The sequence below is a fragment of the Bradyrhizobium sp. BWA-3-5 genome, from assembly GCF_032917985.1.
GTDB lineage: Bacteria > Pseudomonadota > Alphaproteobacteria > Rhizobiales > Xanthobacteraceae > Bradyrhizobium.
In genome coordinates this window covers 2586998-2613054 of sequence record NZ_CP136626.1, presented here as the reverse complement: position 1 = coordinate 2613054, position 26057 = coordinate 2586998, and the positions used below count along the sequence as shown (strand labels likewise).

17 protein-coding genes are annotated in these 26057 nt (G+C 63.6%); 12 read left to right on the top strand and 5 right to left on the bottom strand.

Annotated elements, in window-relative coordinates; all coding sequences use genetic code 11:
* Positions 1-115: 115 nt before the first annotated feature.
* Positions 116-3226, bottom strand: coding sequence for a DEAD/DEAH box helicase (locus RX331_RS12340; protein ID WP_317258103.1), 3111 nt, complete (start codon positions 3224-3226; stop codon positions 116-118).
* Between the two features lie 366 nt (positions 3227-3592).
* Here RX331_RS12340 and RX331_RS12335 point away from each other — a divergent pair, with 366 nt between their 5' ends.
* From RX331_RS12335 to RX331_RS12310, 6 genes are all read left to right on the top strand, one after another.
* Positions 3593-5158, top strand: coding sequence for a serine hydrolase (locus tag RX331_RS12335; RefSeq protein ID WP_317256826.1), 1566 nt, complete (start codon positions 3593-3595; stop codon positions 5156-5158).
* Between the two features lie 215 nt (positions 5159-5373).
* On the top strand, positions 5374-6960 hold the full coding sequence (locus RX331_RS12330; RefSeq protein WP_317256825.1) for an ABC transporter substrate-binding protein: 1587 nt from the start codon (positions 5374-5376) through the stop codon (positions 6958-6960).
* Between the two features lie 60 nt (positions 6961-7020).
* On the top strand, positions 7021-7956 hold the full coding sequence (locus tag RX331_RS12325) for an ABC transporter permease (RefSeq protein WP_317256824.1): 936 nt from the start codon (positions 7021-7023) through the stop codon (positions 7954-7956).
* 67 nt (positions 7957-8023) lie between these two features.
* Complete coding sequence (locus tag RX331_RS12320; RefSeq protein ID WP_317256823.1) at positions 8024-8845, top strand: ABC transporter permease; 822 nt, start codon at positions 8024-8026, stop codon at positions 8843-8845.
* Positions 8842-9822, top strand: coding sequence for an ABC transporter ATP-binding protein (locus RX331_RS12315; RefSeq protein ID WP_317256822.1), 981 nt, complete (start codon positions 8842-8844; stop codon positions 9820-9822). Before RX331_RS12320 ends, RX331_RS12315 begins: the two co-directional genes overlap by 4 nt.
* Positions 9815-10852, top strand: a complete 1038-nt coding sequence (locus RX331_RS12310) for an oligopeptide/dipeptide ABC transporter ATP-binding protein (RefSeq protein WP_317256821.1) — start codon at positions 9815-9817, stop codon at positions 10850-10852. Before RX331_RS12315 ends, RX331_RS12310 begins: the two co-directional genes overlap by 8 nt.
* 254 nt (positions 10853-11106) lie before the next feature.
* Here RX331_RS12310 and RX331_RS12305 read toward each other — a convergent pair whose 3' ends face one another.
* Positions 11107-12576, bottom strand: coding sequence for a DUF459 domain-containing protein (locus tag RX331_RS12305; protein ID WP_410708271.1), 1470 nt, complete (start codon positions 12574-12576; stop codon positions 11107-11109).
* Positions 12577-13177: 601 nt separating this feature from the next.
* On the opposite strand from RX331_RS12305, the gene RX331_RS12300 reads away from it, so the two are divergent.
* The 3 genes from RX331_RS12300 to RX331_RS12290 all read left to right on the top strand — a co-directional run bounded on the left by RX331_RS12300 (position 13178) and on the right by RX331_RS12290 (position 16049).
* On the top strand, positions 13178-14173 hold the full coding sequence (locus tag RX331_RS12300; protein ID WP_317256819.1) for a nitronate monooxygenase family protein: 996 nt from the start codon (positions 13178-13180) through the stop codon (positions 14171-14173).
* A 61-nt stretch (positions 14174-14234) separates the two neighbouring features.
* Positions 14235-15203 carry a zinc-binding dehydrogenase gene (locus tag RX331_RS12295; protein ID WP_317256818.1) on the top strand — a complete coding sequence of 323 codons (969 nt, stop codon included), beginning with the start codon at positions 14235-14237 and terminating at the stop codon, positions 15201-15203.
* A 3-nt stretch (positions 15204-15206) separates the two neighbouring features.
* Positions 15207-16049, top strand: coding sequence for an SMP-30/gluconolactonase/LRE family protein (locus tag RX331_RS12290; protein ID WP_317258102.1), 843 nt, complete (start codon positions 15207-15209; stop codon positions 16047-16049).
* A gap of 32 nt (positions 16050-16081) precedes the next feature.
* Here the strand turns inward: RX331_RS12290 and RX331_RS12285 are convergent, their stop codons facing one another.
* The gene (locus RX331_RS12285) at positions 16082-17080 is read right to left on the bottom strand and encodes an aldo/keto reductase (RefSeq protein WP_317256817.1); all 999 of its coding nucleotides are present in this window, start codon (positions 17078-17080) and stop codon (positions 16082-16084) included.
* Between the two features lie 209 nt (positions 17081-17289).
* On the opposite strand from RX331_RS12285, the gene RX331_RS12280 reads away from it, so the two are divergent.
* From RX331_RS12280 to RX331_RS12270, 3 genes are all read left to right on the top strand, one after another.
* Positions 17290-18312, top strand: a complete 1023-nt coding sequence (locus RX331_RS12280) for an MBL fold metallo-hydrolase (protein ID WP_317256816.1) — start codon at positions 17290-17292, stop codon at positions 18310-18312.
* 17 nt (positions 18313-18329) lie between these two features.
* Entirely contained in the window at positions 18330-19718 is a 1389-nt protein-coding gene (locus tag RX331_RS12275; protein ID WP_317256815.1) for an MFS transporter, read from the top strand.
* Positions 19719-20039: 321 nt separating this feature from the next.
* A complete protein-coding gene (locus RX331_RS12270) occupies positions 20040-21266 on the top strand; it encodes a serine hydrolase domain-containing protein (protein ID WP_317256814.1) in 1227 nt (408 codons plus the stop codon).
* Positions 21267-21355: 89 nt separating this feature from the next.
* Here the strand turns inward: RX331_RS12270 and RX331_RS12265 are convergent, their stop codons facing one another.
* Together RX331_RS12265 and RX331_RS12260 are read right to left on the bottom strand one after the other, a co-directional pair.
* Entirely contained in the window at positions 21356-22198 is an 843-nt protein-coding gene (locus RX331_RS12265; RefSeq protein ID WP_317256813.1) for an amidohydrolase family protein, read from the bottom strand.
* A gap of 151 nt (positions 22199-22349) precedes the next feature.
* A complete protein-coding gene (locus RX331_RS12260; protein ID WP_317256812.1) occupies positions 22350-25664 on the bottom strand; it encodes an adenylate/guanylate cyclase domain-containing protein in 3315 nt (1104 codons plus the stop codon).
* Between the last annotated feature and the right edge of the window lie 393 nt (positions 25665-26057).

Here is a 26057-nt window from a genome sequence, read left to right as displayed (position 1 = left end):
CGATCATGATATTTTGGCCCTCCGATCGGCAAGAATCCGTTTCAAAGATCTGGAGGTCGTGCTGTGCAGCACCGCCGACAAGTTCACGGTTCGAGGATAACCGGCGCCCGGAGCCTCATTCGTCCAGCCTCTCCAGAAAATCCTCGATCCGCTCGAACGGTTTCTCATTTCCGTTGCCGGCATAGATCACGCGATCGCCGTCACGCTCGAGCCATTTGGATTTCGACCTCGATTTGCGTAAGCGGCCGGGCAGGAATGTCGCAGCGACGGCTTCCGGTCCGACGTCCAGCCTCACGATGCCCCGGCGCCTGCAATCGAGCCTGAGCCTTGCCGCTGCAAAGAAATCGCGCGCCTCCTGCGGCAGCCGGCCGAAACGGCGCGCGGTCTCTTCTTCCAACTCCTCCAGATCCTCTTCGTCCCGACACCTGGCGACGCGTCCATAGATTTCGAGCCGAACCGTTTCCGACTGCACGTAGCCCGCTGGCAGCATATCCGCGACCGGCAGATTCAGATCGGGCACCCAGAAATCGGCTGCCTGGTCATCGGTCTTCTCCGAGGCCCGCTTCAGGAGATGACTGTAGAGCACGGGTCCGAAAACCTGCACATGGCCCGACTGCCGCTCCGAGAACAGGTCGCCCGCGCCTCTGAGGTCGAGATCCCGCTCGCTAATCGCAAAACCCGCCCCGGGCCTACTGAATTCTTCAAGAATGGCGAGACGCTTTTCGGACTGTTCCGAATTCGACTCGGTCAAGAGATGCGCGAAAGCCCGCGTGCCGCCGCGGCCCACCCGCCCCCTGAGCTGATGGAGTTGCGCCAGACCGAATTTTTCGGGCCAGCAGACCACGATGGTATTCGCCCTGGGGATGTCGAGGCCGCTCTCCACGATATTGGTCGCCAAGAGAACATCCGCCTCGCCTTCCACGAAGCTCATCATCCGGTCGTCGATCTCGTCGGCCGGCAGCTTGCCGTGAAGACAGACGATGCGCAGATCATGGGCTGCCGACTGCAGGCGCGCCAACATCGGCTCCAGATCCTGAATGCGCGGGCAAATCAGAAAACTCTGTCCGTGACGCCTCTGCTCGCGCAGCAGTGCAGCGACAATGGCCGCGTCCGACAGCGGAGCGACCTTGGTGACAACAGGCAGCCGGTGAACCGGCGGCGTTGCGATAATGCTGAGATCCCTGAAGCCCGCGAGGCCTGCTGCAAGCGTGCGCGGGATCGGCGTTGCGCTCATCCAAAGCGTATGCACGCCTTTGGCCAGACCCGAGAGTTTTGCCTTCTCCGCCGCGCCAAAATGCTGCTCCTCGTCTATGATGACAAGGCCGAGGTCGGCGAACTTCACGTCCTTCGCGGCGAGCGACTGCGTGCCCACCACGACCTTCAGCTTGCCGCGGCGCAGGCCTTCCTTCGTCTCCCTCGTTTCCGGCGCGGACGTCGCCCGCGACAGGCTGCCCACCTCGATGCCGAGCGGACCGAAGCGTTTGCGGAAGGTCGCGACGTGCTGCCGGGCCAATACGGTGGTCGGCACCGCGATGGCGACCTGTTTCCCCGACAGCGCCACGGCGGCGGCCGCCCGCAAGGCGACTTCGGTCTTGCCGAAGCCGACGTCGCCACAGACGACCCGATCCATCGGATGACCGGATGCGAGGTCGGCCAGGACGTCCTGAATCGCCTTCGCCTGGTCGATCGTCGTGAAATACGGAAAGCGCGCGACGAACCTCTCATAGGCCGGCCCCGGAGCGACCAACCTGGGCGCGCGCCGCCGGCGCCGCTGGGCGATATGTTTGGCAAGGTCCTTGGCCGCGATCTGGATTTCCCGCTCGGCCTCGCCGCGCCGCTGCCACCACGTGCTTCCGTCCGCCTTGTCCAGCGTCAGCTTGCCGAGTTCGGTCGCGTAAGGCCAGATCAGCGCGAGATCGGCGGGCGGAACGAGAACGGCATCCTCCCCCGCGAACTCGAGCCTGATCATCTCACGCGATGCTCCTTTCCCCATGTTCAGGGCCTGCAAGCCATCCAACAAGGCCCGCCCACGCTGGAGATGAACGACGACCGAGCCTCGCTCCGGCACATCAGGGTGATCGAAAGCCGCTGTCCAGGCCCGGGCCATCGGCTGCGGATGATGGGCTCTGCTGCCGAGCACGTCGGACGCCGTCACGACGACAGGAGGCCTCCTGCCAGAGCCGACGAAGCCGGCATCGAAGTCGGCCAGCAGCGCGCCCTCGCGACTTCGGCCTGAACTCGCCTCGTCCCAACCTGCGAAACGCTCCGCCTTGATCCCGCTCATACGCTCCATCGCGCGCAGGTCCTCCTCCACCGCCGCGACAAAGAGCAGCCGCGATCCCGCGGCTTGCGTCTCGGCGACAAAGGCGCGGAGCGCCTTCCTGGGCGCCGCCATCTTCGAGAAGTCCGGCGTCGCCGCAAAAGCTGCCTTGCGGGGCAGCACGTTCATGCGCTTCGCCAGCTTTTTCCAATCCGCTCGCCCGAGATATTCGCGTTCCGCGTCCTTGCGGCCGGCGGCCTCCTCGATCGTGCTCAGCCAGCCATCGGCATGAACGGGAATGCCTGCGTCTGCGATCCATCGCGCCCGGCCGCAGTAATCCGACAGCATCGCGCGCTGTCCCCGCCTGCCTGCCAATGCAAGCCGCTCGGACATCGGATCGACCAGCAGTTCCCTGGCCTCGAACAAGACATCGTGCTCTGCCGGGTCGACGGCCAGAATTTTGCGGATCGTCCCTCCGGAATGCTCGATTCGGAATGGACCGAGCGCGCCCGCCGGAAAAATCTCGAAAGTCTTGCCGTGAAACAGCGCCGTGCCCGGATATTCCGCCTCTTCGTCGAGATCGTATCCGAGCGCCTCCAGACGGGTCTTGAGATCCTGTTCGGCATGGGCCGCTCCCACCTTCAGGCTGATGCTGAGGCGCCCCCAACTCGCGGGCAAGGGCAGCCGCTCCATGATCGCCTCTGCCGTCGCCACCAGGAACACGGACTTCTTCGTCTTGGCGAGCCGCCGCAACACCGAACTCCGTCTCCCGGCAATCTCGCGGGACGGCTCCAGCCCATCGAATGGCAAGGTGTTCAATCTCGGGAACACCAATACGTCGAGCGAGGGATTGAGCGAATGGAGCACGCTCCCGAGTCGCTCCGCCCTATTCTCGTTTTCAGCGAGGAATACGATGCCGGCGCGGCCTGACTTTCTCCATTCTTCGAGGAGATGGAGCGCCAACATGCCGAGCGGCGAGGAAGAGGAGACCGCAGAACGCTGTGAACCCTTGCTTTTCTTCATGGCGCCGACACCGCCGGCCTTCTTGGCTTTTCGCACTTAATATCCATTACCGTTTTTGAGAACACAGTCGGCCGGACCAAAGCTCGATATTCAGCAACCCTGCAAGGCCTGTGTTGTTCTATTGCGACTCGGAAACGATCGCCCCGGGGGCTTTGTCGGCATGACGGCGGCACCCGGCCGCTGCCCTCTCCCATAGGCCTTGAATCGCAAGTCCGGTCCCGCGGGGGCTCGATTCCTGTCAGGTTTTCAATCTATGATTACCTCTGTGACTGCTCGCGCATGTCAGCGCGCGCCGATGGGAGGCTGTCAATGCATCTCTGGGTGGTGGCCATTGCCGCACTGGTTGCGGGGTTTCAGTACGTCGCTGGACACAATGCGGCAAGTGCCGCGGCCGACGGCCAGGATCGGCCGCAAGAGCAACAGGAAGTGTGGCCGACGAAATCCTGGCCCGTTTCGACGCCCGAGCAGCAAGGCATGGACTCAGCCGGCCTTGCCCGGCTGATCGAGACTGTCGGCACCTACAGGCAAGACAGCCTTATGATCGTCCGGCATGGCAAGATCGTGGCTGAAGCCTACTATGCGCCCTACGTCGCCGGGATCAGCCACGACCTGAGATCGGTGACCAAAAGCGTGGTCGGCACCCTGACCGCGATCCAGCTGCAGAATGGTAACCTCGACAGCGTCGACCATCCCGTGATTGATCTGTTTTCCGACAAGGAAATTAGGAACGTCGATGAGCGCAAAAAGGCGATGACGGTGCAGAGCCTGCTCGACATGACCTCGGGCATGGAGTGGGTGGAGAGGTTCTATACCCCCGACGAAACGCTGATGCGGATGTACAGGAGTCCCGATCGCACCGGCTTCGTGCTCGACCAGCCGATGGCCAGTGCGCCCGGCGCCAAGTTCAACTACAATGGCGGCAACCCCTATTTGCTGTCCGCGCTGATCAACAGGAAGTCCGGGCAGAACGCGTTCGATTTCGCAAAGAAGGAGCTGTTCGAACCGCTCGGCATCAAGAGCGCCAAATGGGGCACCGTCGATGCGCAAGGCGTCACGATCGGCGAAGCCGGACTCTTCCTTTCACCGCATGACATGGCGAGATTCGGCTATCTCTATTTGCGCAACGGAATGTGGGAGGGAAAGCAGATCATTCCGTCCTCGTGGGTCGAACGCGCGAAAGACGGCAAGGTTGCCGCGACCAATGGATTTCAATATGCGAACCTGTGGTGGTCGCTTCCCGATAAGGGCGCCTACATGGCGCGCGGCCGTCATTCGCAGCTGATCCTCATCCTTCCCAAACTGGATATCGTCGCGGTCGTGACGGGTGTCCTGCGGGATAACGAGTTCTATTCGGTCTCCGGGCTGATCGACGATATTTCGCGAGCGGTCAAATCCGACAAGCCGCTGCCCGCCGATCCCATTGCGGCGGCGTTGCTGACCAGCGCGATACAGCTCGCCGCAACAGAAAAGCCGTCGGCCGTCGGCGGCACGCCGGAACTGGTCAAGATGGTTTCGGGAAAGACGTATCAGTTTTCCAACATTCTGCGCGTGAAGAACTTCACGCTGAATTTCCTCGGTTCGGATTCGTCTTGGGTGATCACCACCTACACCGACAAGACGGATCGTCCCACCGAACGGTTTACCGGGCTGTTCGGTCTGGATGGACGCTATCGAAAGTCTCCCCCCGCGCTTTACGGAATCAACGCCGCCAAGGGACGCTGGATCAACGAACGCACCTTTGCGATGGAGCGGCGAATCCTGGGACGCGGGGAAATCCAGAACTGGTCGCTGACCTTCGACGCCGACAAGGTGACGGTCAACTTTGAAAATACCGACGGATTCAAGGCGGAGCTGCACGGCGAAATGAGCGAATGAGATGCTAGCCGATGCCGCTTTGGTGCGCATTACGTCCACCACCCGGGCATCTCACTTCCGACAAGCATCCGAAGCAAACTCCCGCGCCGCCGCAATATGGCGATTTGTCTCCGAGCCCCCCCGGCGAAATTCGGGAAGGGTCCCTCTTGCGCCTGATACGCTGCGAGTGGTCAACTCGCTGACCGGAGTACTCCTGCACTGTTGGAGAAGAGGTGATGCTCAAGAAGATTGCGATCGTGGCCGGTCTGGGACTGGCCCTTTCCGTCGCGGCGGAGGCGCAGACACCGCGCAAGGGTGGCACCATTCGCATGACGGCGCCCTATGGCTCCAGCTTCTCCAGCATGGACATTCACACGACGCAGCGCGCCCAGGACGAGATATACGCCAAAGGCCTGCATCGCTCGCTCTACATCTGGGATTCCGCCGAGGGCAAGCCGGTTCCGGAGCTTGCCAGGGAGGTTACCGTCTCGGGTGGAGGTCTTGTTTACACCTTCAAGCTGCGCGACGACGCCTATTTCCATCACGGCCGCAAGATGACGGCCGACGACGTCATCTGGAGCTTCAATCGCATCATGGACGGCGCCAAGGCCTATCCCGGCGCGCGTTTCGTCCGCGTGATCGAGGGCGCGGCTGAGGTCGAGAAGGGCCAGGCCAAGGAAATCTCCGGCCTGAAGAAAATCGACGATTTCACGCTGGAAATGAAGCTGACCGAGAAAGTCGATCCGAGCTTCTACTTCTTCAACGCGATAACTTCGATCTATCCCGCCGACGAGGGTGCGAAGGAAAGCTTCCTCCAGAAGCCGATCGGTCTTGGGCCATTCAAATTCGTCGAGCATGTGCCGGGATCGCGCGTCGTCCTGGAGCGGTGGGACCGGTTCTACAAGCCCGGCAAGCCGTACGCCGACAAGCTGATCGTATCGGTGATGGGCGAAGCCGCGGCGCGGGATGTCGCCTTCCGCAACAAGGAAATCGACACCTCGGTGCTGGGACCTGCGCAATATGTCGCCTATCAGGCCGACCCCAACCTCAAGGGCACGATCAATGAGGTCGCCGAGGTCTTCACGCGGCACATGGGGATGAATCCCAATTTCAAGCCGTTTGCCGACAAGCGGGTCCGGCAAGCGATCAACCATGCGATCGATACCGACCTGATCATCAGCAAGCTGGTCAAAGGCAAGGCCTATCGCGCTACCAGCTGGCTGCCCCTGACCTCACCGCTCTACGACAAGACGATGAAGCCCTACGCCTTCGATCCCGCCAAGGCGAAGCAGTTGCTTGCGGACGCCGGCTATCCCAGTGGCTTCGAATTCGAGTGGACGACCAGTCAGAATGAAAGCTGGGGCCTGCCGATCGTGGAGGCCGTTATCCCGATGCTGGATAAGGTCGGAATCAAGGTGAAGGTCAAGCAGGTCGAGACCGCGGTGCTGGCGGAGGCAATCAAGAAGGGCGAATTCCAGGCCTATGTCTATTCCATGGCGACCGGCCCGGATCCCCAGGCGGCGCTGAAATGTTTCTACTCGTCGACACCGCAATCAGCCTGCAACTACACGACATTCAAGAACGCGGATTTCGACAAGATGATCGACGAGGCCGGGCAGACAGACGACGCCGCCAAGCGCGACCAATTGCTGCGAAAGGCCAACGCCCTGCTCTATGACGAAGCTCCGGTCTGGTTCTTCAACTACAACAAGGCCGTCATGGCCGTGCAGCCGTGGCTCAAGGGCATTCAGCTGAACGCGACGGAACTGACCCATCAGAACGTCGAAGACCTCTGGGTCGACGAGACCTCGCCCGCCAAGTGACACGCGCCCTCACCCTCCCTCCATCGCCACAAACGACGGAGTGAGCGAGGAACAGTTGCAATGCTCGCCTTTCTGATCCGCCGTCTGCTGCAAGCCGTTCCGACCGTGCTGGCTGTCGTGCTGGTGGTCTTCGTGCTATTCAGCGTCGTTCCCGGCAGCATCGTATCGAGCATGAGCGATGACGGCCGGGGTGCGGCGGATCCGCAGGTCGTGGAGCGCATGAAAAAGCAGCTCGGCCTCGATGATCCCGTCTACATTCGCTTCGGCGCCTATATTGCCAGGCTCGCGACGGGTGATCTGGGGACGTCGTTCCGGACGCGCGAGCCGGTTACCACCATGCTCGCCAAGCGGATGTGGCCAACGCTGCAATTGATCTTCGCGTCGATGATGTTTGCGATTGTGATCGGCGTGCCGCTCGGCTTCGTCGCAGCGCTGCGGCCGGGCAGCATCGCCGACACGATCTCGATGGTCGTGGCAGTGTCGGGCCTTTCAATGGCCAAGTTCTGGCTCGGGCTGCTGCTGATGTACCTGTTTGCGCTGAAACTCGGCTGGCTGCCGAGTTTCGGCTATGGCGATGGCGGGCTCAAATATCTGATCCTGCCTGCCGTGACGCTCGGTGTCTCGCCGATGGCGCTGCTGGCACGGACGACGCGGGCCGCGGTTCTCGAGATCATGACCGCCGATTTTGTCCGGACGGCGCGCTCGAAAGGCATGAGCGAAACCCGGCTCGTGAAGTGGCATGTGATGCGCAATGCACTCGTCATCATCCTGACGACGATCGGCCTGCAGTTCGGCGCGTTGATGGGACAGGCGGTCGTCGTCGAGAAATTGTTCTCCTGGCCGGGCATCGGCTCGCTGCTTGTCGACAGTGTCCTGCAGCGCGACATTCCCGCCGTCCAGGGCTCCATTTTCGTCGTGGTACTGTTCTTTCTCGCCATCAATATGCTGATTGACGTGCTCTATGGCGTGATCGATCCCAGGATCAGATACGCATGAGCGCCCGCCGGCCCTGTCACGCCTGTGCGCGATCGACTGAACCGCCCGCCGCGACGGGGTGGCTGCGATGAAGCTCGGAGCCAGTCTCATCATCGGCGGAGCGCTGTTCGCGCTTGCGATCTTCGTCGGCGTGTTCGCGCCGTGGCTGGCGCATGCCGATCCTGTCATGGATGCCAATCTCATGAATGCGGAAGAGCCGCCGAGCTGGATCTGGTGGTTCGGCACGGACGCACAGGGCCGTGACATCTACTCCCGCGTGGTGCACGGCGCCCGCATCTCGCTGACGGTCGGCATCGTCTCGCAGCTCGTCAACAGCGTCATCGGCGTGACGCTGGGCCTGACCGCGGGCTATTGGGGCGGCTGGTGGGACGACTTCGTCAACGCCTTGACCAATCTCATGCTCGCGATCCCCTCGCTGATCTTCGCCCTTGCCATCATGGCGGTGCTTGGACCTGGCCTGACCAGCCTCCTGATCGCGCTCGGGTTGACCAACTGGTCCTTCACGTGCCGGATCGCGCGGGCATCGGCGCTGTCACTCAAGAGCCAGGGCTATGTGCAGGCGGCAAGGGTGCTCGGCTACGGCGATATGCGCATCATGCTCACCCAGCTGCTGCCGAACATGCTCGGACCCATCATTGTCATCGGCACGCTGGGCATGGGCAGTGCAGTCCTCGCCGAGGCCGCATTGTCGTTCCTTGGTCTCGGGGTCCGCCCACCCTATCCAAGCTGGGGCAGCATGCTGTCGGAGGCCCGCGACCAGATCACCACGGCGCCGTGGCTTTCGGTTTTCCCTGGCCTCGCCATATTCCTGACAGTGCTCGGTCTCAATCTGCTCGGCGATGGTTTGCGTGACGTTCTCGATCCACAGTCGCGGAGCCGGCGCACATGACGAGCCCTCCCCTGATCGAAGTCGAAGACTTGCGCATCGATCTGGGCGACCGGTCCGGCCACGTTGCGGCGGTCGATGGCGTTTCGTTCCGGATCGATCGCGGCGAGACATTCGGACTTGTCGGCGAATCCGGCTGCGGCAAAAGCATTACGGCCCTCGCTTTGATCGGCCTGTTGCGTCCGCCGCTTTCGATCGGCGCCGGCGCGATACGATTTGACGGCCGGCAAATCCAGCGACTATCGGCCGCCGAGCAACGCGTGTTGCGCGGCAAACGCATCGCCATGATCTTCCAGGAGCCGATGACGGCGCTCAATCCGGTCTCCCCTGTGGGCCGGCAGATCGCCGAGATGTTTGTGCTGCACAAGGGCAAGGACTGGCGGGAAGCCAACCGGCTGGCGGTCGAGGCGCTGGCCAGCGTCCGCGTCCCCGCGCCCGAACGGCGCGTGAAGGACTACCCGCACCAGCTTTCCGGCGGCATGCGCCAGCGCGTGATGATCGCCATTGCCCTCGCCTGCGGCCCCGATCTTCTGATCGCCGATGAGCCGACGACCGCGCTCGACGTGACGGTGCAGGCTGAAATCATCGAGCTGATGCGGAATTTATGCGCCGAGCGAGGTACGGCTATTCTGATGATCAGCCACGATCTCGGCCTGGTCGCCAATGTCTGCCGCCGCGTCGCCGTGATGTATGCCGGCCGCATCGTCGAGGAGCGCAGCTCGGCCGATATCTTCCGCGCCTGCTCGCATCCGTACACGCAAGGCCTGGTCGACTCGCTGCCGCGGCTGGGAAGCCGCGCGGCGCTTGGCCGGACGCGGCTCAAGGAGATCGCGGGCGTTGTACCGGCGATCGCGGATTTCCCGGACGGTTGCCGGTTCAATCCGCGTTGCGCGCGGGCGACCGAGATTTGTCGGACGACCGCGCCGGAGACGACACTGCTCGGTGCCGGCGGGTTAGTCAGGTGCCATCACCATGCATGAACCTGCCGGGAAACTTGGCGACGATATCATCCTCAGCGTAAAGGATCTCGCCGTCCATTTTCCGGTCGGGGGCGGCTTGCTGAGCGGGAGCCCGCGGCTGCTCCGTGCGGTCGACGGCGTCGATCTTGAACTGAAGCGCGGTGAATGCCTTAGCCTCGTCGGCGAATCCGGTTGCGGCAAGTCGACGGTCGCGCTTTCGATCCTGGGGCTGCTGGCGCCGACGCGCGGCCGCATCGTGCTGGAGGGACATGTCGTGACCGGCCGCCAGTCGGGCGATCGGAAGGCATTGGCCCGCATCGTACAGATGGTGTTTCAGGATCCCTATGCGTCGCTCAATCCACGCCAGACCGTTCGCCGCACGCTTGAAGATCCGCTGCGCCTGCACGGCGTGACGGCCAGAAGCGAGATCGACGGCCGCGTGGCCGAGATGCTCAGGCATGTGGGCCTGCGGCCCGAACAGGCTGGCCGCTACCCGCATGAATTCTCGGGCGGCCAGCGCCAGCGCATCGGTATCGCACGCGCGCTGATCCTCAATCCCAAAATTGTCATCTGCGACGAACCGGTGTCGGCGCTGGATGTCTCCATCCGCGCCCAGATCATCAATCTGCTGCTGGAACTGAAGGAAACGCTCGGCCTTTCCTACATCATGATCAGCCATGACCTCGGTGTCGTCGAGCATATGAGCGACAGGGTCGCGGTCATGTATCTCGGCCGCATTGTGGAAACCGGCGGCTGGCGCGAGATTTTCGAACGGCCGGCACATCCCTATACCCAAACCCTGATCGCCGCCATTCCCGATCCGCTGCGCCGGGCGCCGCTGGCGACGGCCAAGGGCGAGCTTCCCAATCCGCTCAATCCGCCGGAGGGATGTGCGTTCAGTCCGCGCTGTCGCTATGCCGAGGCCGTGTGTCACCGCGCGCCAGTGCCGCCACTTGAAACGCGTCCCGATGGGCACTCGGTCCGCTGCTGGCGCGCCGACGAGATTGCCGGTCAGATGGCGTTGGCCTCGACCGAAAGCGCGTATCCGTAGGACACGTCTGCCTTGGTTCAAAAGTGTCGATCTTGCGCGTCGGCAGGATGTCCGGTTCCCGGATGATCTCGGCAGCGCCAGACCCAAAGCCTGCTTTTGCATGATGGCGTTGCCCTGGCCACCGCCCGCCCCCGCTGACTTTTACAGGGGGTGACGGCATCCTGCCGCTCGAAATCTCACAATCGGAGTCGGCGTCATGAAGGAGCCGGACATTAGCCACCGACGAGATCGGCGGGTCACCAATGGGTTGGGCTCTAGCGGCGGTTTCTTTTCGGCTTTGGCGAAGCCGCCGGCGCCCGCGCGTTGGCATCGAGCGATGTTGCCGCCACGGGCTTCTCATCCTTGGTCGTCCCTTCGCGTCCTATTTCGCGTCGTGGCCAGGTAAAATCGTCGGCGCGACCAGCGGGCGCAAGCAAGGGCTCGCCTTTGATCAAGAGCCGCGCTGCCTGCGCATCGATCGCGACCTGTCGCGAACCCGGAGCACCGAGCAATTGATCCGTGCCCACAGAAGAGGCCACCAAGGGAACGATCGGCCCGGCCAGCGGACGCGGCACCGGCTGATCCGGCCGCGCGCTGACGTCGGGGGTTGCCGGTTCGGTGGGCAACACGATCGGCGCGGAACGCGCAGCCAACAGCCGGTTGAGTTCGCGCTCGGCATAATGCGCGAGCTTGAGTGCGCCGGCCTTGGTGAAGTACACGCCATCGGAGGAGCGCAGCCGGCGGATCTGGCCTTCGAAATCGGGGCCTTGCTGCAAAAAGTGCCCGGCTTCATCGACAAATCCGTCCCAGACGTCGACATAGGTGATGCTCGCCTTGCCGGCCGCATCGCGATAGAGCGTATCCAGAAACGCGGTGTCGGCGGTCGCCTTGGCGCCACGTACCGCCGGCAGACCCACCCACAACACCGGCACCCCCTTGGCCTTGAGTACGCGGATCATCTCGTCGATCTTTTCTCTGTAGAGTTCGACCCAGCGTTTGTCGCGAAACTCATGGAGGCCGCTCGGCGAGCCCGCACGCTTCCCCGATTCCATGATCCGCTGCGCATCGCTGTTGTCGGCGGAATCCTCTGGCGGCAATTCGGGATCCGCCGCCCTAGATGCGCCATCCAGCTTCGCCGCTGGTTTTTCACCGGAAGGCTTGCCGTCGGGCCTGGCCTTGCCGTCCTTGTCGCCCGGTCTATTGTCGGATTTATCGGCTGCCAGCTCGCGGATTGCGATGCGGTCGTCGAGCCCGAGCATGACGACAATGGCATCCGCTTTCTCGGTGGCGAGAATGCCTTTGGCGGCGGCGGCCCAATCGGCCGGATTGCCCTTCGGCTGATACTTGATCAGGCCGGAGGCTGTCTTGTGTTTGCGGATCACACCGATCTCAGGCTGATCGGCATAGACGTCCTCAAGCCCGTATGCCAGCCAGTCCGCCATGGAGTCGCCGAGCACAACAATTTGGCGCTCGGGTATGGTGTTGCGCTTCTCGGGCGGCGGCGCCCTTGAAAAATCCTCGCGCGCCGCCTGGGGCGCTTGCCGCCCATGGGAACGAGGCGGCAGGTACTGCTGCTGGTACGGCGCATACGGGTCGTTGCCAAACCAGCCGCCACCGCGTTGATCGTTACCGAACCAGCCGCCACCGCGTTGTTCGTTACCAAACCAGCCGCCACCACGTTGCGGTTGCGGCCGCTGTTGATATCCGCCGAAATTAAAAAATTGTGCAGAGGTAGGCCCGGCCATGCCCAGCACCAACCCCACCGCAACGGCCAGCGCAATCAGCCGACCACGCTCGGTAAGGGTGCCTAGCTTTTTTGGATCCTTTGGCATGCGCCTGGACCGCACACACGCAGAACTTGCCTCCCCAGACTAGCACGATCGTCATGTGTTGGGTCTCAGTTTAGCGTGAAGTCTTTGGCACGGATCAAGCAAGCAACAGCCCATCTGGCTTCGGCGCGCTCCGCCATCCGGCATCGCCGTGCATGATGGCGAGATGTTCGGCACCGCGAAGCCGAGCGGAGCCTTCTCGCTCGACAGCTTTTGTCAGTCGGCACGACAAGCATCGGCGAGATCGTGAGAGTCCTCACCGGCTCGCTCTGCGGCTGGCCCAGCGCCTCACAAGCCCAAAAGGCCGTGTTTCGCTTGATGGAGTGGGAAAAACTGTCGTTCTCGTCCTGGTGTTCGCACTGCGGAACAAGGCCGCGCTTTTGCATGATGGCGTTGCCCTGACCACTGCCCGCTCCCGGTAGACTTTTGCCGGAGGCAGCGGCATCCTGCCCATCGAAATCTCACAAGATGACGTGTGCCGGCCGTTGCGGCCGTGCCGGGGAAACAGAGGGCAGACATGATCAAGACGCGATTCACCGAGCTCGTCGGCGTCGAGCACCCGATCGTCCAGGGCGGCATGCAATGGGTCGGCCGCGCCGAGCTGGTCGCTGCCGTCGCCAATGCCGGCGCGCTCGGGCTGATCACCGCGTTGACGCAGCCGACGCCGGAAGACCTCACCAAGGAAATCGCGCGCTGCCGCGACATGACCGACAAGCCGTTCGGCGTCAACCTCACTATCCTGCCCGCGATCAAGCCGCCGCCCTACGCCGAATACCGCCAGGCCATCATCGAGGCCGGCATCAAGATCGTCGAGACCGCCGGCAACAAGCCGCAGGAACACGTCACCGAGTTCAAGAAGCACGGCATCAAGATCATCCACAAATGCACCAGTGTCCGTCACGCGCTGTCGGCGGAGCGGATGGGCGTCGACGCAATCTCGATCGACGGTTTTGAATGCGCCGGCCATCCCGGCGAGGACGATACGCCCGGCCTGATCCTGATTCCGGCCGCCGCCGACAAGGTCAAGATACCGATGATCGCCTCGGGCGGCTTCGGCGATGGCCGCGGCCTCGTCGCTGCGCTCGCGCTCGGCGCCGAGGGCATCAACATGGGCACGCGCTTCATGTGCACCAAGGAGAGCCCGATCCATCAATTGGTGAAGGAACGCATCGTCGCCAATGACGAGCGCGAGACCGAACTGATCTTCCGCACCATGCGCAACACCTCGCGCGTCGCCAAGAACGTCATCTCGACCAAGGTGGTGCAAATGGAGAAGGAAGGCGCCAAATTCGAGGACGTCCGCGAGCTGGTTGCCGGCGCCCGCGGCAAGATGGTCTACGCGACAGGCGATGCCGATGAGGGCATCTGGTCGGCCGGCCAGGTGCAGGGCCTGATCCATGACATCCCGACCTGCGCCGCGCTGATCTCGCGCATCGTGCGCGATGCCGAAGCGATCATGCGTGGCCGGTTCGAAGGCATGCTGTCGGGGGCGCAGCGCCAAGCGGCCGAGTAACCAGCTTTCGCAAGACAGAGGCCGCCGAATGGCGGCCTCGAGCCAAGACCGAGAAGAGCCCATGAAAGCCTATGTCTACGGCGCCAATGGCGCTGAAATCACCGACGTCGCAAAGCCCACCCCGAAGGGCACGCAGGTGCTGGTCAAGGTGCATGCCTGCGGCCTCAACCGCGCCGACCTCGGCATGACCAAGGGCCATGCCCATGGCGCTGCGGGCGGCGTCGGCACCGTGCTCGGCATGGAATGGGCGGGCGAAGTCGCCGAGCTCGGGCCCGATGCCAAGGGCGTCAAGGTCGGCGACAAGATCATGGGTTCGGGCGGCGCGGCGTTTGCCGAATATACGCTGGCCGACCACGGCCGGCTGTTCCGCGCACCCTCGAACATGAATTTCGAGGAGGCTGCCACCCTCCCCGTTGCGCTTGCCACCATGCACAACGCGGTCGTGACCAACGGTGCGCTGCAGCCCGGCCAGACCGTGCTGATCCAGGGCGCCAGCTCCGGCGTCGGGTTGATGGCGATGCAGATCGCCAAGCTGAAGGGTGCAAAACTCGTGATCGGCTCCTCGACGGACGCGATGCGCCGCGGCCGCCTGACCGAGTTCGGCGCCGACCTCGCGATCGATTCCAGCGATCCCGCCTGGGTCGATCAGGTGCTGAAAGCCACCGGCGGCGAAGGCGTCGATCTGATTGTCGATCAGGTCTCAGGCCCGGTCGCGAACCAGAATCTGAAAGCCACCAAGGTCAAGGGCCGCATCGTCAATGTCGGCCGGCTCGGCGGCACCCATGGCGACTTCAATTTCGACCTGCACGCCGCCCGCCGCATCAACTATATCGGCGTCACCTTCCGTACCCGCACCATTGAGGAAGTCCGCGAGATCTTCGACGAGGTCCGCAAGGACATCTGGGGCGCGGTGGAATCGCGAAAACTGCAATTGCCGATCGATAAGGTCTTCCCCTTCGCCGAGATCGGAAAGGCCTTCGAGCACATGGAAGCCAACAAGCACCTCGGCAAGATCGTGGTGACGCTGTAGGTGATGACGTTGCGTTGCCTGCTCGATGGCGGCCGCTACTACGAGGGGCCACGCTGGCATGCGGGCCGGCTCTGGTTCGTCGACTGCATGGCGCGGACGCTGCTCAGCGTCTCGCTGTCGGGCGATTGCGAGCAGCATGCGAAGGTCGACGACGATACGCCCTGCGGCCTCGGCGTGCTGCCGGATGGCACGCTGATCGTGCTGACGATGTTCCGCAAGCGCCTGCTGGCTTACCGCGACGGCAAGCTTTCGCTCTATGCGGACCTGTCGGGCGTCGCGACCGGCACGATCGACGACATGATCGTCGACGGAATGGGCCGAGCCTATGTCGGCGACCTCGGTTTTGACTTGCCCCCGCCGCCCGATCGCGGCGCGCCCGGCCGCATCATCCTGGTGATGCCCGGCGGCACGACGCGGGTTGTCGCGGAAGGATTGCGCTTTCCGAACGGGATCGCGATCTCGGCTGATCACAACCGGCTTGTCGTGGCGGAGATGGATGGCGAATGCCTTGCCGAGTACGACATTGCAGCCGACGGCGACCTGAGCTTTCGTGGCCGGCTTGGCCAGATGAAATCGCCCGACGGTATTTGCCTGGACCGCGACGGCGCGGTGTGGGTCGCAGCCTTCGAGGAAGACGCTTTCCTTCGCCTCGACCGCAGCGGCCGTGAATTGCAACGCATCGAGGTTCCAGGCCGGCGTGCCCTTGCCTGTGCGCTCGGCGGCGCCGATCGGAAAACGCTATTTTGCCTGAGCGCGGCGACGTCGTATGAAGAGCTGCGGCAACGCAAATCGTCTGCACGGATCGAGGTCGTCGATGTCGAAGTCGCCGGCGACGGTTATCCCTGACGAACTGCAGGATAATACATTTTACGCACCGATCATCGTACCTCGCCGGCGAACGTCTGTCGCAACGCCGCCAGCCGATCAAGCGCGGCCTGCGGCAGCGGGCCTTTCTCGACCGCAGCGAGCGCGTCCTCGAATTGCCCCGGCGTCGCCATGCCGACCAAAATGGTTCCCATCGCCGGATGAGAGAGCGCGCACCGCGTGGCGGCTTCGGTCAGGCTGGCGGCGAACCCCTCCTCCACGAGCGGTATCAGGCGGCGTGCGCGATCGATATCGGCGTCATAGCTCATCGCAGAGCCGATCGGCTCCGGCGCCGGCCCCGCGATCGGGTGACGCTCGGCCGAACCGGATAGCGCGCCACCGGCCAGCACACGAATGCCGACGACGCCGACGCCCGCCGTCTGTGTCGCATCGAACAGCCGCCCATAATCCTGCGCCGGATAGTTTTGTGGCAATGCCTCGGCGGCGGATGGATTGAGCATGTTGTAGACGACCTGTGCGCTGTCGAAGACGCCAGCGCTGATCACTTCATGCAGTGCCGCCGTGTCGCCAAGCGCCGTCAGGCCAAGGAACCGGATTTTTCCCTGCTGGCGCAGCCGCTCGAAGGCCGGTACCACTTCGCCGAGCACCTGTCGCGCGCTCAGTGCCGATCCTCCGCCTTCGCCGGCGATCGGGTTGTGCAGGTGCAAGATGTCGACGCGGTCGAGCTTGAGCCGCGACAGGCTGCCTTCGAGCGATGTCGTGATCGCATCGTTAATGCGGCCGAGGTCGCCGGGTGCCAGGCGGACCTTGGTGCCGACGACAACGTCCGCCGGCTTCAGCTTCTGCAGCACGCGGCCGAGGTTCTTTTCGGATTCGCCGTCGCCATACAGCACCGCGGTGTCGAAGTAGTTGACCCCGGCGGCAATTGCCCGCGCGACGGCCCGCTCCTGATCGGCGGCATCGCCGCGCACTATCAGCCCGCCCACGGCGCCGCAGCCGAAGCCGAGTATCGAAAGCCGCATGCCGGTGCGGCCAAAGGTTCGAAACTCCATCGTCATTTCCTCCCGCGTGGTAGTGCAGGACAAACACCTAAACATCTCCCGCTCAAGGCTGGGATGGGGATTTCCGCTGTCTTGGCCCGCATGGGAGGTATAAATATTCCGCGGGCGTTGATAACCCGACGATCGCGTAAGCTTGCACAGCCGCCGGAGCCGAAATGCCGGCCAGGAAAATGCGGCACTGCACGCGGCCGGGGGCAACCATGTCGGATGATCTGAAGTTCACGGTCCAGCGCCCGCCGGCCTATGGCGAATTGACCGACGTGCTGCCCGGCCTGTTCTGGGTACGGCTGCCGATGCCGACGCTGCCCAACCACGTCAATTGCTGGCTGCTCGACAACGGCCCGGGATGGACGCTGGTCGATTGCGGCCTCAACACCGACGACACCTTTGAAATCTGGGACAAGCTCTGGCGCGGGCTGCTGCGCAGCCGCCCCTTGCAGAGCCTGGTCCTGACGCATGCGCACCTCGATCACGCCGGGCTCGCCGCATTCCTGGTGAAGGAGATGAAATGCACGGTGCGCCTGCCGCTGGCCGAATGGCTGAGCGGTTGGAAGATGTGGCACGAGCGAGAGGAACAGCCGGACGAGCAATTTGGCGCCTTCATGAAGCGAAACGGCGCCTCCGCCGACGACGTCGCACAGATCATGGACACCCAGCGCCGCCCATCCTATCTCGGCCTGCGCCCGGTGCGTGAATTCATCCGCATCCGGGACGGCGACATCGTCGCCATGGGGCAGCGCGAGTGGCGGGTGATCACCGCGGGCGGGCATTCGCCCGAACATGCGTTGTTCTATTGCGAGAGCGACAAGCTCCTGATCGCGGGCGACCAGATCCTATCGCACATGACGCCGTCGGTCATCGTGCCCTCCGCGCAGCCGGAAGCCAACCCGATGAAGGAGTACCTGGATTCACTGGCACGGCTCGAGCAGTTCCCGCCGGATACGCTGGTGCTGCCATCGCACGGCCTGCCGTTTCAGGGGCTGCACGCGCGGCTTGCGCAGATGCGCGAGCACCATCTGGCGCGGCTCGACGACGTGGCGTCCGTCATCACCGGCAAGACATCAGCGCTCGCGGTCGCGCGGGACGCTTTCCCGCGGGTGCTCTACGCCAATCCACGGCAGGCTTTTGGCGAGTCGCTGGCGCACCTGAACATGCTGGCCTCAATCGGGCGGCTGACGCGCGATGTCGACGCCGATGGCGCGATCACCTTCGCACCGGCCTGATATCGGCAGCGTCCCGCGTGGCTTCCGCGACTGAACCCGACCCTCTCAATGCGCCGGCCAACCTGCTCCACTCGAGGGGCTGGCAGATCGCCATGATCGGGCTCGGCACGGCGACGGCGCAGCTCGACACGTCAGTCAACATCGCCTTCCCTGCCATCACCCGGGGATTCGACCTCGCGATCGGCGATATCCAATGGGTGGTGATCTCCTACGTATTGACCTACGCCAGCCTGTTATTGTCGCTCGGTCGCATCGGCGACACCATGGGCCACGCCATCGTTTTTCGGATCGGCTTGATCTGGAGCGCGGTGGCGCTGCTTCTCGTCGGCTATGCGCCGAGCTACGGCGCGATGCTGTTCTTTCGCTGCCTGCAGGGAATTGGCGCAGCACTGGTGCTGAGCTGCAGCGTGGCGTTGGTGACATCTCTCTACGGCGAAGAACGGCGCGGCCGGTCGCTCGGCATCTATACGATGATGATGGCGCTTGGCCTGATGCTCGGTCCCCTGCTTGGCGGCATCCTGACGGCAATCTGGGGCTGGCCCGCGGTCTTCTGGTTCCGGATTCCGATCGCCATCGCCGCACTGGTGATGCTGCGCGGTGTGCCGGTATCGCGGCCACCCATGACCAGCGGTGGCTTTGACATCCTGAGCAGCATCGCCCTGATCCTGGGGCTCGTGACCATGCTGATGGCGCTCAACCGTCTGCGCGAACCCGCTGCCGTTTGGCTCGGACTGCTGTCGGCATGGGCCCTTGCAGGCTTCATGTTCCGTCAATCCCGCTCGGAAGAACCGATCATCTCGATCGAGATTCTCAGGCTGCCGGGCTTTGCGCTGCTGAACCTTGTCAGCGTGCTGGCCAATCTCGCGGCTTTTTCGGTCTGGCTGCTGGTGCCGTATCACCTAGCACGGATACAAGGCTATTCGGTCGCGGAGAGCGGCGCCATCCTGGCTGCGGGCGCGGCGGGCGCCGTGCTGGCCTCTCCAATCGGCGGGCGCCTCATCGAGCGTCAGATCTCCCCTCAGCGGCTGGTGACTGCTGGTGCAGCTACGATCGGCGCCGGACTTCTGCTGCTGAGTGCATGGACGGAGCAGACCCCAACGATCCTGCGGATCGCGGGGCTGGTCGTGCAGGGTGTCGGCCTCGGCCTGTTCCAGCTTGCCTATGCTGATGTGGTGACCGCAGCACTTCCGCTCAGGGACCGCGGCGTGGCGGGAAGTCTCGCCTTGCTCACGCGAACGCTGGGCACCGTAACCGCTGCCTCGGTTATCCTGATGCTGTTTGAGGCGCTGCAAGTCGAAGCGGGCTTCCTTGCAGCGTTCCAGCAGACGTTTCTGGTCGCTGCCCTGCTGGCGTTTGCTACCGCGGGACTTCTGGCACTTTCACCGCGTGTGCCCGGCAAATCGTAGACTGGGCCAGGTGCCCTCGCGCTGCGGGCCCATGCCCACTCCCCGACAGCAGACAGACATTCGACGACACGATGGGCACGTTGACCGTGCGTATTGAACGTCGGCTCCCGATCTTCGCGCGCGCAACGCTCGATCGCGAGAATGCGAGACTCGACAAGGGACAAGTGCTAGCGTCCCGGCGCGACGAGCCAACGCGGCGCCGTGTCCGCGTCGCAATATCGAAGCCGGCGCCAAAACAAAAAAGAGCCTCGGGAGGGCTGCGCGGGCAACACCCGGGCTTAAGCACAAAGGGAGGCTTCGATGTATCGAAAGGCGATAGGAATGATCTTCAGCATAGGCGTTGCGGCTGCTGCGGTGGATGGCAGCGCGAGCGCACAGAATTCGGCCGGCAGCGCGGCCCTCGACGCCAGCCTGCGCGGAGCGGTCGAGCGCAAGGACGTGCCGGGCGTGGTCGCTCTGATCACGAACCGCGAGCGCGTGCTTTATCGGAGCGCCTTCGGTGTCGCCGATGTCTCTACCGGCCGTCCCCTCGCCGCCGATGCGCTGTTTCGCATCGCCTCGATGACCAAGCCGGTAACCTCGGTCGCCCTGATGCAGCTCGTCGAGCAGGGCCGCCTCGGCCTCGATGATGCCGCCGAAAAATACCTCCCGGAGCTGGTGGGACTGAAGGTCTTCGAAAAGTTCGACCCGGCGACCGGCGCCTATCAGCTCCGCCCGGCCGCAAAGCCGCCGACGGTCCGGCACTTCCTGACGCACACGTCTGGTCTGGCTTATCCGTTCACCAGCACGATCTGGCGCGACTTCAAGCCGAAGGCCGGCGAAACCTATCCGTTCGGCGGACCGCTGCTGTTCGATCCCGGCGAGCGCTGGCACTACAGCACCTCTACCGATGTCTGCGGCAAGCTGGTCGAGGTGATCTCCGGCCAGAAGCTGGAGGATTATTTCCGCCAGCACATCTTCGCCCCGCTCAAGATGGACGACACCTCCTACAATGTGCCGGAAGCCAAGAGTCCGCGCCTCGTCGCCCAACAGCAGCGCGCCGGCGCGCGCATGGACGGCGACGTTGAATTGCAGAGTCCGCAGCTCGGCCTCACCATCGCCTCCCCGATCGGCGGCGGCGGCCTTGCCTCGACCGCCGATGATTACGGGCGCTTCGTGCGCATGCTGCTGAACCGCGGCGAGCTCGACGGCGCGCGCGTGCTCAAGGCCGAAACGGTCGATCTGATGGGCCAGAACCACATCGGCGCGGTTTCGGTCCCCGCGCTGAAATCCGCGCTGCCGCGCAGCGCCGATTTCACCTTCATCGCCGACGGCCGCGACAAATGGGGTCTCGGCTTCCTCATCACGACAGACCAGGTGCCCGGCAAGCGTTCGCCCGGCAGCCTGAGCTGGGGCGGCATCAACAACACCTTCTTCTGGATCGATCCCGCCCGCGGCATCGCCGGCGTGATCATGATGCAGTATCTGCCGTTCGCCGACGCCAAGGCGCTGGCCGTCTACGACGCCTTCGAACGCGGAACCTATCAGCTCGTCAGCGCCGAACGGTAAAACTGCGTAGGGCGGATTAGCGCAGCGTAATCCGCCATATTCGAGACGGAGCGGCGGATTAGCCTTCGGCTAATCCGCCCTACGGCCTGCTACGCCTTCTTCGGTGACCAGCCGTACGCCTTCATGCACGCGCCGCCCATCAGCATGGCGCGCTCGCTCTCGCTCAGCCGGCTCGTCGTGCGGAACGGCTCAACGGCCTGCTCGTAATTGACGACGGCGAATGCCCGCGTCCAGTCGGTGCCCCACAGGCAGCGCTCGAAACTCCAGGCATCGAAGATCCGCGCCAGCGGATCCCAGATATCATTGAACGGATACGGCTCGCGCGACAGCGTGCATGCGCCGCTGATCTTGATCACCGCGTTCGGCCGCTTGGCAAGCTCCAGCACCTTCGGAAGCGTGACCCAGGGTTCGGGCGGCGCCGGCGGCACGCGCGGTTGCAGGATGCCCATATGGTCGATGATAAACCGTGCGTTGGGATAGCGATCGATCAGCGCCGCGGCCGCGTCCAGATTGTCCCAGCAGTGCACATTCACCGGGAAGTCATGGCGCACAGCCGCCCGCACAATCCGCTCGATACCAGGATCATCCGGCGCGCGGTTCGCATCCCTTGTCAGCCAGACGCGAATTCCTACCGTGCCCGGCGTTCTCTTCCACTCCGCGACCACGTCGGCGGCGGCGGGATCGTCGGGATCGATCGGCTTGACGATGGCTAGCCGGCCGGGATGGGCCTGCGCCACCTCCACGGCATAGGAAGCGTCGTAGCGATACAGTGAAAAGGCCGAGATGAAGATCGCCCCGTCGACGCCAACCCTGTCCATCGCCGCCACCATCTCGTCCCCGGTGACGTGATCGGGCCAGTTCGGCACACTGTGCCAGGGCCGCTTCGGGCTGTTCGCCTCGTAGGCATGAACCTGGGAATCGACAACGATCATCGGCGCCTCCACTTTTATTATTGGGTGAGTTTGGACAGTGCGGCCGGCTCGTGTCCAGAGGGCAGGAACGCGGCGCTGCAATGCGTCCGGCGGTACGCGAGATCAGCGCCCCTAGCTGCCGTATCCTGAAAAACGTGACCGGAACGCGCGATCAATGAAGCTCGGCAAGCAAAGCCCTGGCCTTGCGCAGATCGCTGGTGTTGGATCCTTCGGTGAACCAGTCGTAGACGGGCGCAAGACGGTCACGTGCCATTTTTCGCTTGCCCTGATGGCTGAGGAGCCGGGCCGAGCTGGTGGCCGCACGCAATTCCCACGATTTCGCATCCTGCGCCCGGGCAATGGTCAGGGAATGCTCGAAATGCTCTTGCGCCTTCGCCTCGTCCCGCCGCGGCCACCTGAGTGCGATTTCGCCGGCAACGCGGTGGACCTCGGCCTCGCACCATCTTTCCTTGGTTGCCTGCATCGCCTTCATGGCGTTGCCGATGCAGCGCCAGGCGTGATCGAACTGGCCGGAATCCGCGTGCGCGATGGCCAGCATGAACTCCTGCTCCGGCGTAAATATTGTCGATCCGGCCGACCGCCACAGATCGATACCCGCCGTGACGGTCTCGACGGCTTTCGCGGCTCCCGTCAGCGTCAGGATATAGCCCCGCCGCAATACGCCCTCCGCTTTTCGGAACGGGGCACCCTTCTCCTCGGCCAGCGCGACAAGCTCGTTGAGATGCTCGTTTGCCGCGTGGTAGTTCCCACAATAGGTGTTCACCAGAATCGGGAAATTCAGCGTGAACATCAAGGTCGCGGCATGCTCGATCTGGCGCGCTTCCGCCAGCGCGCAGTCCGCGTCATCAAGCGCGGCCTGCGGATAGCCGAGCAGCCAGGCGTTCATCGAACGAAAGGCCAGGCACGTCACCCGGAGATCCTGGCCAAATCGCGTCATCAATCGCCGGTGCTCGGCGGGCCGATAGAGCGCCAGGGCTTCATCATAGTGCGCCTTGGCGTCAACGATGTCGCCCCTCAAGGCGAGCGTACTGGCCATGGTGCGGTGCCCGATCATGAGCGGGACCGCCGCTCTCTCCTTTTCGCCAAGCTCGAGAAACCGTGCCGCGAGCTCCCGCGCAACGTCGCCATCGAAGGCGATGAAATTGACGATCCACTGGCCGAAGAGGGCCGAGAGCAGCAACGACGGGTCATCGGGCGACTCGCCAAGCTGTTCGGCCTGTTCGATGAACGCCCTCGCCTGCGCCACGGCGGCCTTGGTTTCGGGAGCGCCATATCCCCTGACATGCATGAGCGTGTTCAACAGCGCGACTTGCAGGATCATCTGCTCGCGCCGCAGGTCGGGCGTGCTGGGCAGCGTTGCCATTTGCGCCAGCGCCCGGTCAAGCTGTTCTGCTGCTTCGACCAGCGCCGAGCGCTCCTGTGATCGCAGTCCCGCCTTGCCCCACAGGCGCGCTGACTTCTCGATCAGGTCGGCCTTTGCGCAGTGGCGCGCGAGCAGTTCGGGCTGGCTCTCGGCGATTTCCGGGAACTGGCCTTCAAGGATTTCGGCGATCCGCGCGTGCAGCGCGCGCCTCTGCTCCCGCAGCAGCGTACCGTAGGCGACGTCCTGCACCAGCGCGTGCTTGAACAGGTAGCGCGCATGCGGCGGGATACCGTGTCGAAACAACAAGCCTGCGGCAATGAGCCTGTCGAGGTCGGCGTCCAGCTCTTCCTCTGGCTTTCGCACGAGTGCGGCCAATAACAGGTGGGAAAACGACCGACCGATCGCCGCACCGGCCTGCGCCACGTTCTTCGCCAGTCCCAGCCGGTCGAGCCTCGACATCAGCGAGGCCTGAAGGCTTGCCGGAACCGCCACAACGGACGTCGGCGCCCCCGCGCAAACCCGCTGCGCATCATCCTCACCCTCCGCGTCCAGCACCGCCTTGGTCATCTCCTCGGCGAACAGCGGAATGCCGTCGGTACGCTCGATGATGTCCTGGCGGATGCCGTTCGGTAGCGAACGGTTGCCGACGACTCCCTCGATCAGGAAATCGATGTCGCGCGGCGCCAGCCGGTTGAGGGTCAGCTCCGTCACGTGCCGCCGTCCAATCAAGGATGGGCTGAATTCCGGCCTGAAGGTAACCAGCAGCAGGAGCCGGTGACTCACGGCGAGGTCCACCACCTTGACGAACAATTCGAGGCTGGTCGGATCGGCCCAATGCGCATCTTCGAAGATCACCAGCAAGGGGTTGATGCGCGCCAGCGCCTCGATCTGCGCACCAAGCGCTTTCAACGTTTTCTGACGACGGAGCTGCGGCTCGACTTCAACCGGGGGGTAACGTCCATCGCTGGGCAGCGACAGCATTTCGGCAAACAGCGCTGCATCCTCCGGAGGGGTCGAGCTTTGCGCCAGCAAGGCGTCAAGCTTGTCCATTTTCACGCGCTGGCTGTCATCGTGCGCAAAGTGGGCGGCGCGCTGCATCTCGCCGATCACCGGATAGAGCGTGCTATCGGTATGCTGCGGCGAGCAGAAACAACGCAGGCGTATATGCGGTTCGCGAGCCAGCCGTTCCAGCAGCGCAACGGTGAGCCGTGATTTGCCGATTCCTGCCTCGCCGGAGAGCAGCACCACCTGGCCTTCGCCGCTCCTGGCCCGCTTCCATCGGCTCAGAATCAACTCCATTTCTTCATCGCGACCGACGAGCGGCAGCAAATTGCTGCTTTGGAGAGCGTGCGATCGGGTGGTTACCGCTGTCTTGCCTGCGACTTGCCAGGCAGCGATCGGCCTTGCGAATCCCTTGACGTCGACTTTACCGAGATCGAGGTACTCGAATTGCGGCCCTGCGATCGTCTTTGTGCTCTCCGAGATGACAACGCTGCCCGGCTTCGCGAGCGATTGCAATCGGGCGGCAAGATTCGGGGTGTCGCCGAGGATGCCGTGCTCCTCCGAAATGGCGCTATCGGACATATCACCGACCAGCGCGACACCGGTTGCAATACCGATGCGCGCGCTCAGTTTCTCTTTCGCGGGCAAGGCGACAATCGCCTGCACCAAAGCGAGGCTCGCTTGAACGGCGCGCTCTGCGTCATCTTCGTGCGCATGAGGATAGCCGAAATATACGACCGCGCCGTCCCCATGATGTCGCGCGACGAAGCCGCCGAAATGGCTGACGGTTTCAACGATGCAGCGCCGGTAGCCTGCAATGATGGCGCCGAAATCTTCGGGATCGAGCCTCGCGGAGAGTTCGGTCGATCCGACGAGGTCACAAAACAGTACCGTAAGCTGCCGCCGCTCGAGCGGCCGCGAGTCCTGGGCTTTCGGCGCGGTAGACTCCACGTGCAATTTAGCCCCGCAGTCGACGCAGAACTTCGTTGGAGCGGGATTTACTGCACGGCAGGCCGGGCAGCGCCGCACCACCGCCGCTCCGCATTGCCAACAGAATTTGCTTTGCTCCGGGACTTCGGCCGCGCAGTTCGTGCAGTGCATCCGGACCTCGAGGGATCGATTAGCCGCGACACAATGCGCTGGAAGCCGAGGGAACCCGTATGATCTCGGTCACACCCGCAGGTGTTCCATCTCAAGGGTTCGTTGATGGTTTCTAAAGGGATGGCCGACGTTTTAGTTGACCATATCAGGTCCATTTTCCGGAAGGCGGACGGCCTTCAGGTCCCTGCGCGCGCCTGCTCGCCGGGCAAATGATTTTGCAAAGCCGCTCTCACGCCGGAATTGTGAACGTGCTTGCCGAATGCCAGATGGAGCGCGACGACGCCCAAGCCATGTTGTATTCACCATCGATCTTCACCCAATGCGTACGGGTCGGCGCATCGTTCCCCTCAAGGGAGTAGCAGGTGCACGTCGCCCTTTCTCGAATGATGGCGC

Coding starts and splice junctions, on each gene's coding strand:
- RX331_RS12340 (WP_317258103.1), bottom strand. CDS start 3,226: ATGTTGGCGCTCCATCTCCTCGAAGAATGGAGAAAGTCAGGCCGCGCC.
- RX331_RS12335 (WP_317256826.1), top strand. CDS start 3,593: ATGCATCTCTGGGTGGTGGCCATTGCCGCACTGGTTGCGGGGTTTCAG.
- RX331_RS12330 (WP_317256825.1), top strand. CDS start 5,374: ATGCTCAAGAAGATTGCGATCGTGGCCGGTCTGGGACTGGCCCTTTCC.
- RX331_RS12325 (WP_317256824.1), top strand. CDS start 7,021: ATGCTCGCCTTTCTGATCCGCCGTCTGCTGCAAGCCGTTCCGACCGTG.
- RX331_RS12320 (WP_317256823.1), top strand. CDS start 8,024: ATGAAGCTCGGAGCCAGTCTCATCATCGGCGGAGCGCTGTTCGCGCTT.
- RX331_RS12315 (WP_317256822.1), top strand. CDS start 8,842: ATGACGAGCCCTCCCCTGATCGAAGTCGAAGACTTGCGCATCGATCTG.
- RX331_RS12310 (WP_317256821.1), top strand. CDS start 9,815: ATGCATGAACCTGCCGGGAAACTTGGCGACGATATCATCCTCAGCGTA.
- RX331_RS12305 (WP_410708271.1), bottom strand. CDS start 12,576: ATGGCCGGGCCTACCTCTGCACAATTTTTTAATTTCGGCGGATATCAA.
- RX331_RS12300 (WP_317256819.1), top strand. CDS start 13,178: ATGATCAAGACGCGATTCACCGAGCTCGTCGGCGTCGAGCACCCGATC.
- RX331_RS12295 (WP_317256818.1), top strand. CDS start 14,235: ATGAAAGCCTATGTCTACGGCGCCAATGGCGCTGAAATCACCGACGTC.
- RX331_RS12290 (WP_317258102.1), top strand. CDS start 15,207: ATGACGTTGCGTTGCCTGCTCGATGGCGGCCGCTACTACGAGGGGCCA.
- RX331_RS12285 (WP_317256817.1), bottom strand. CDS start 17,080: ATGGAGTTTCGAACCTTTGGCCGCACCGGCATGCGGCTTTCGATACTC.
- RX331_RS12280 (WP_317256816.1), top strand. CDS start 17,290: ATGTCGGATGATCTGAAGTTCACGGTCCAGCGCCCGCCGGCCTATGGC.
- RX331_RS12270 (WP_317256814.1), top strand. CDS start 20,040: ATGATCTTCAGCATAGGCGTTGCGGCTGCTGCGGTGGATGGCAGCGCG.
- RX331_RS12265 (WP_317256813.1), bottom strand. CDS start 22,198: ATGATCGTTGTCGATTCCCAGGTTCATGCCTACGAGGCGAACAGCCCG.
- RX331_RS12260 (WP_317256812.1), bottom strand. CDS start 25,664: ATGCACTGCACGAACTGCGCGGCCGAAGTCCCGGAGCAAAGCAAATTC.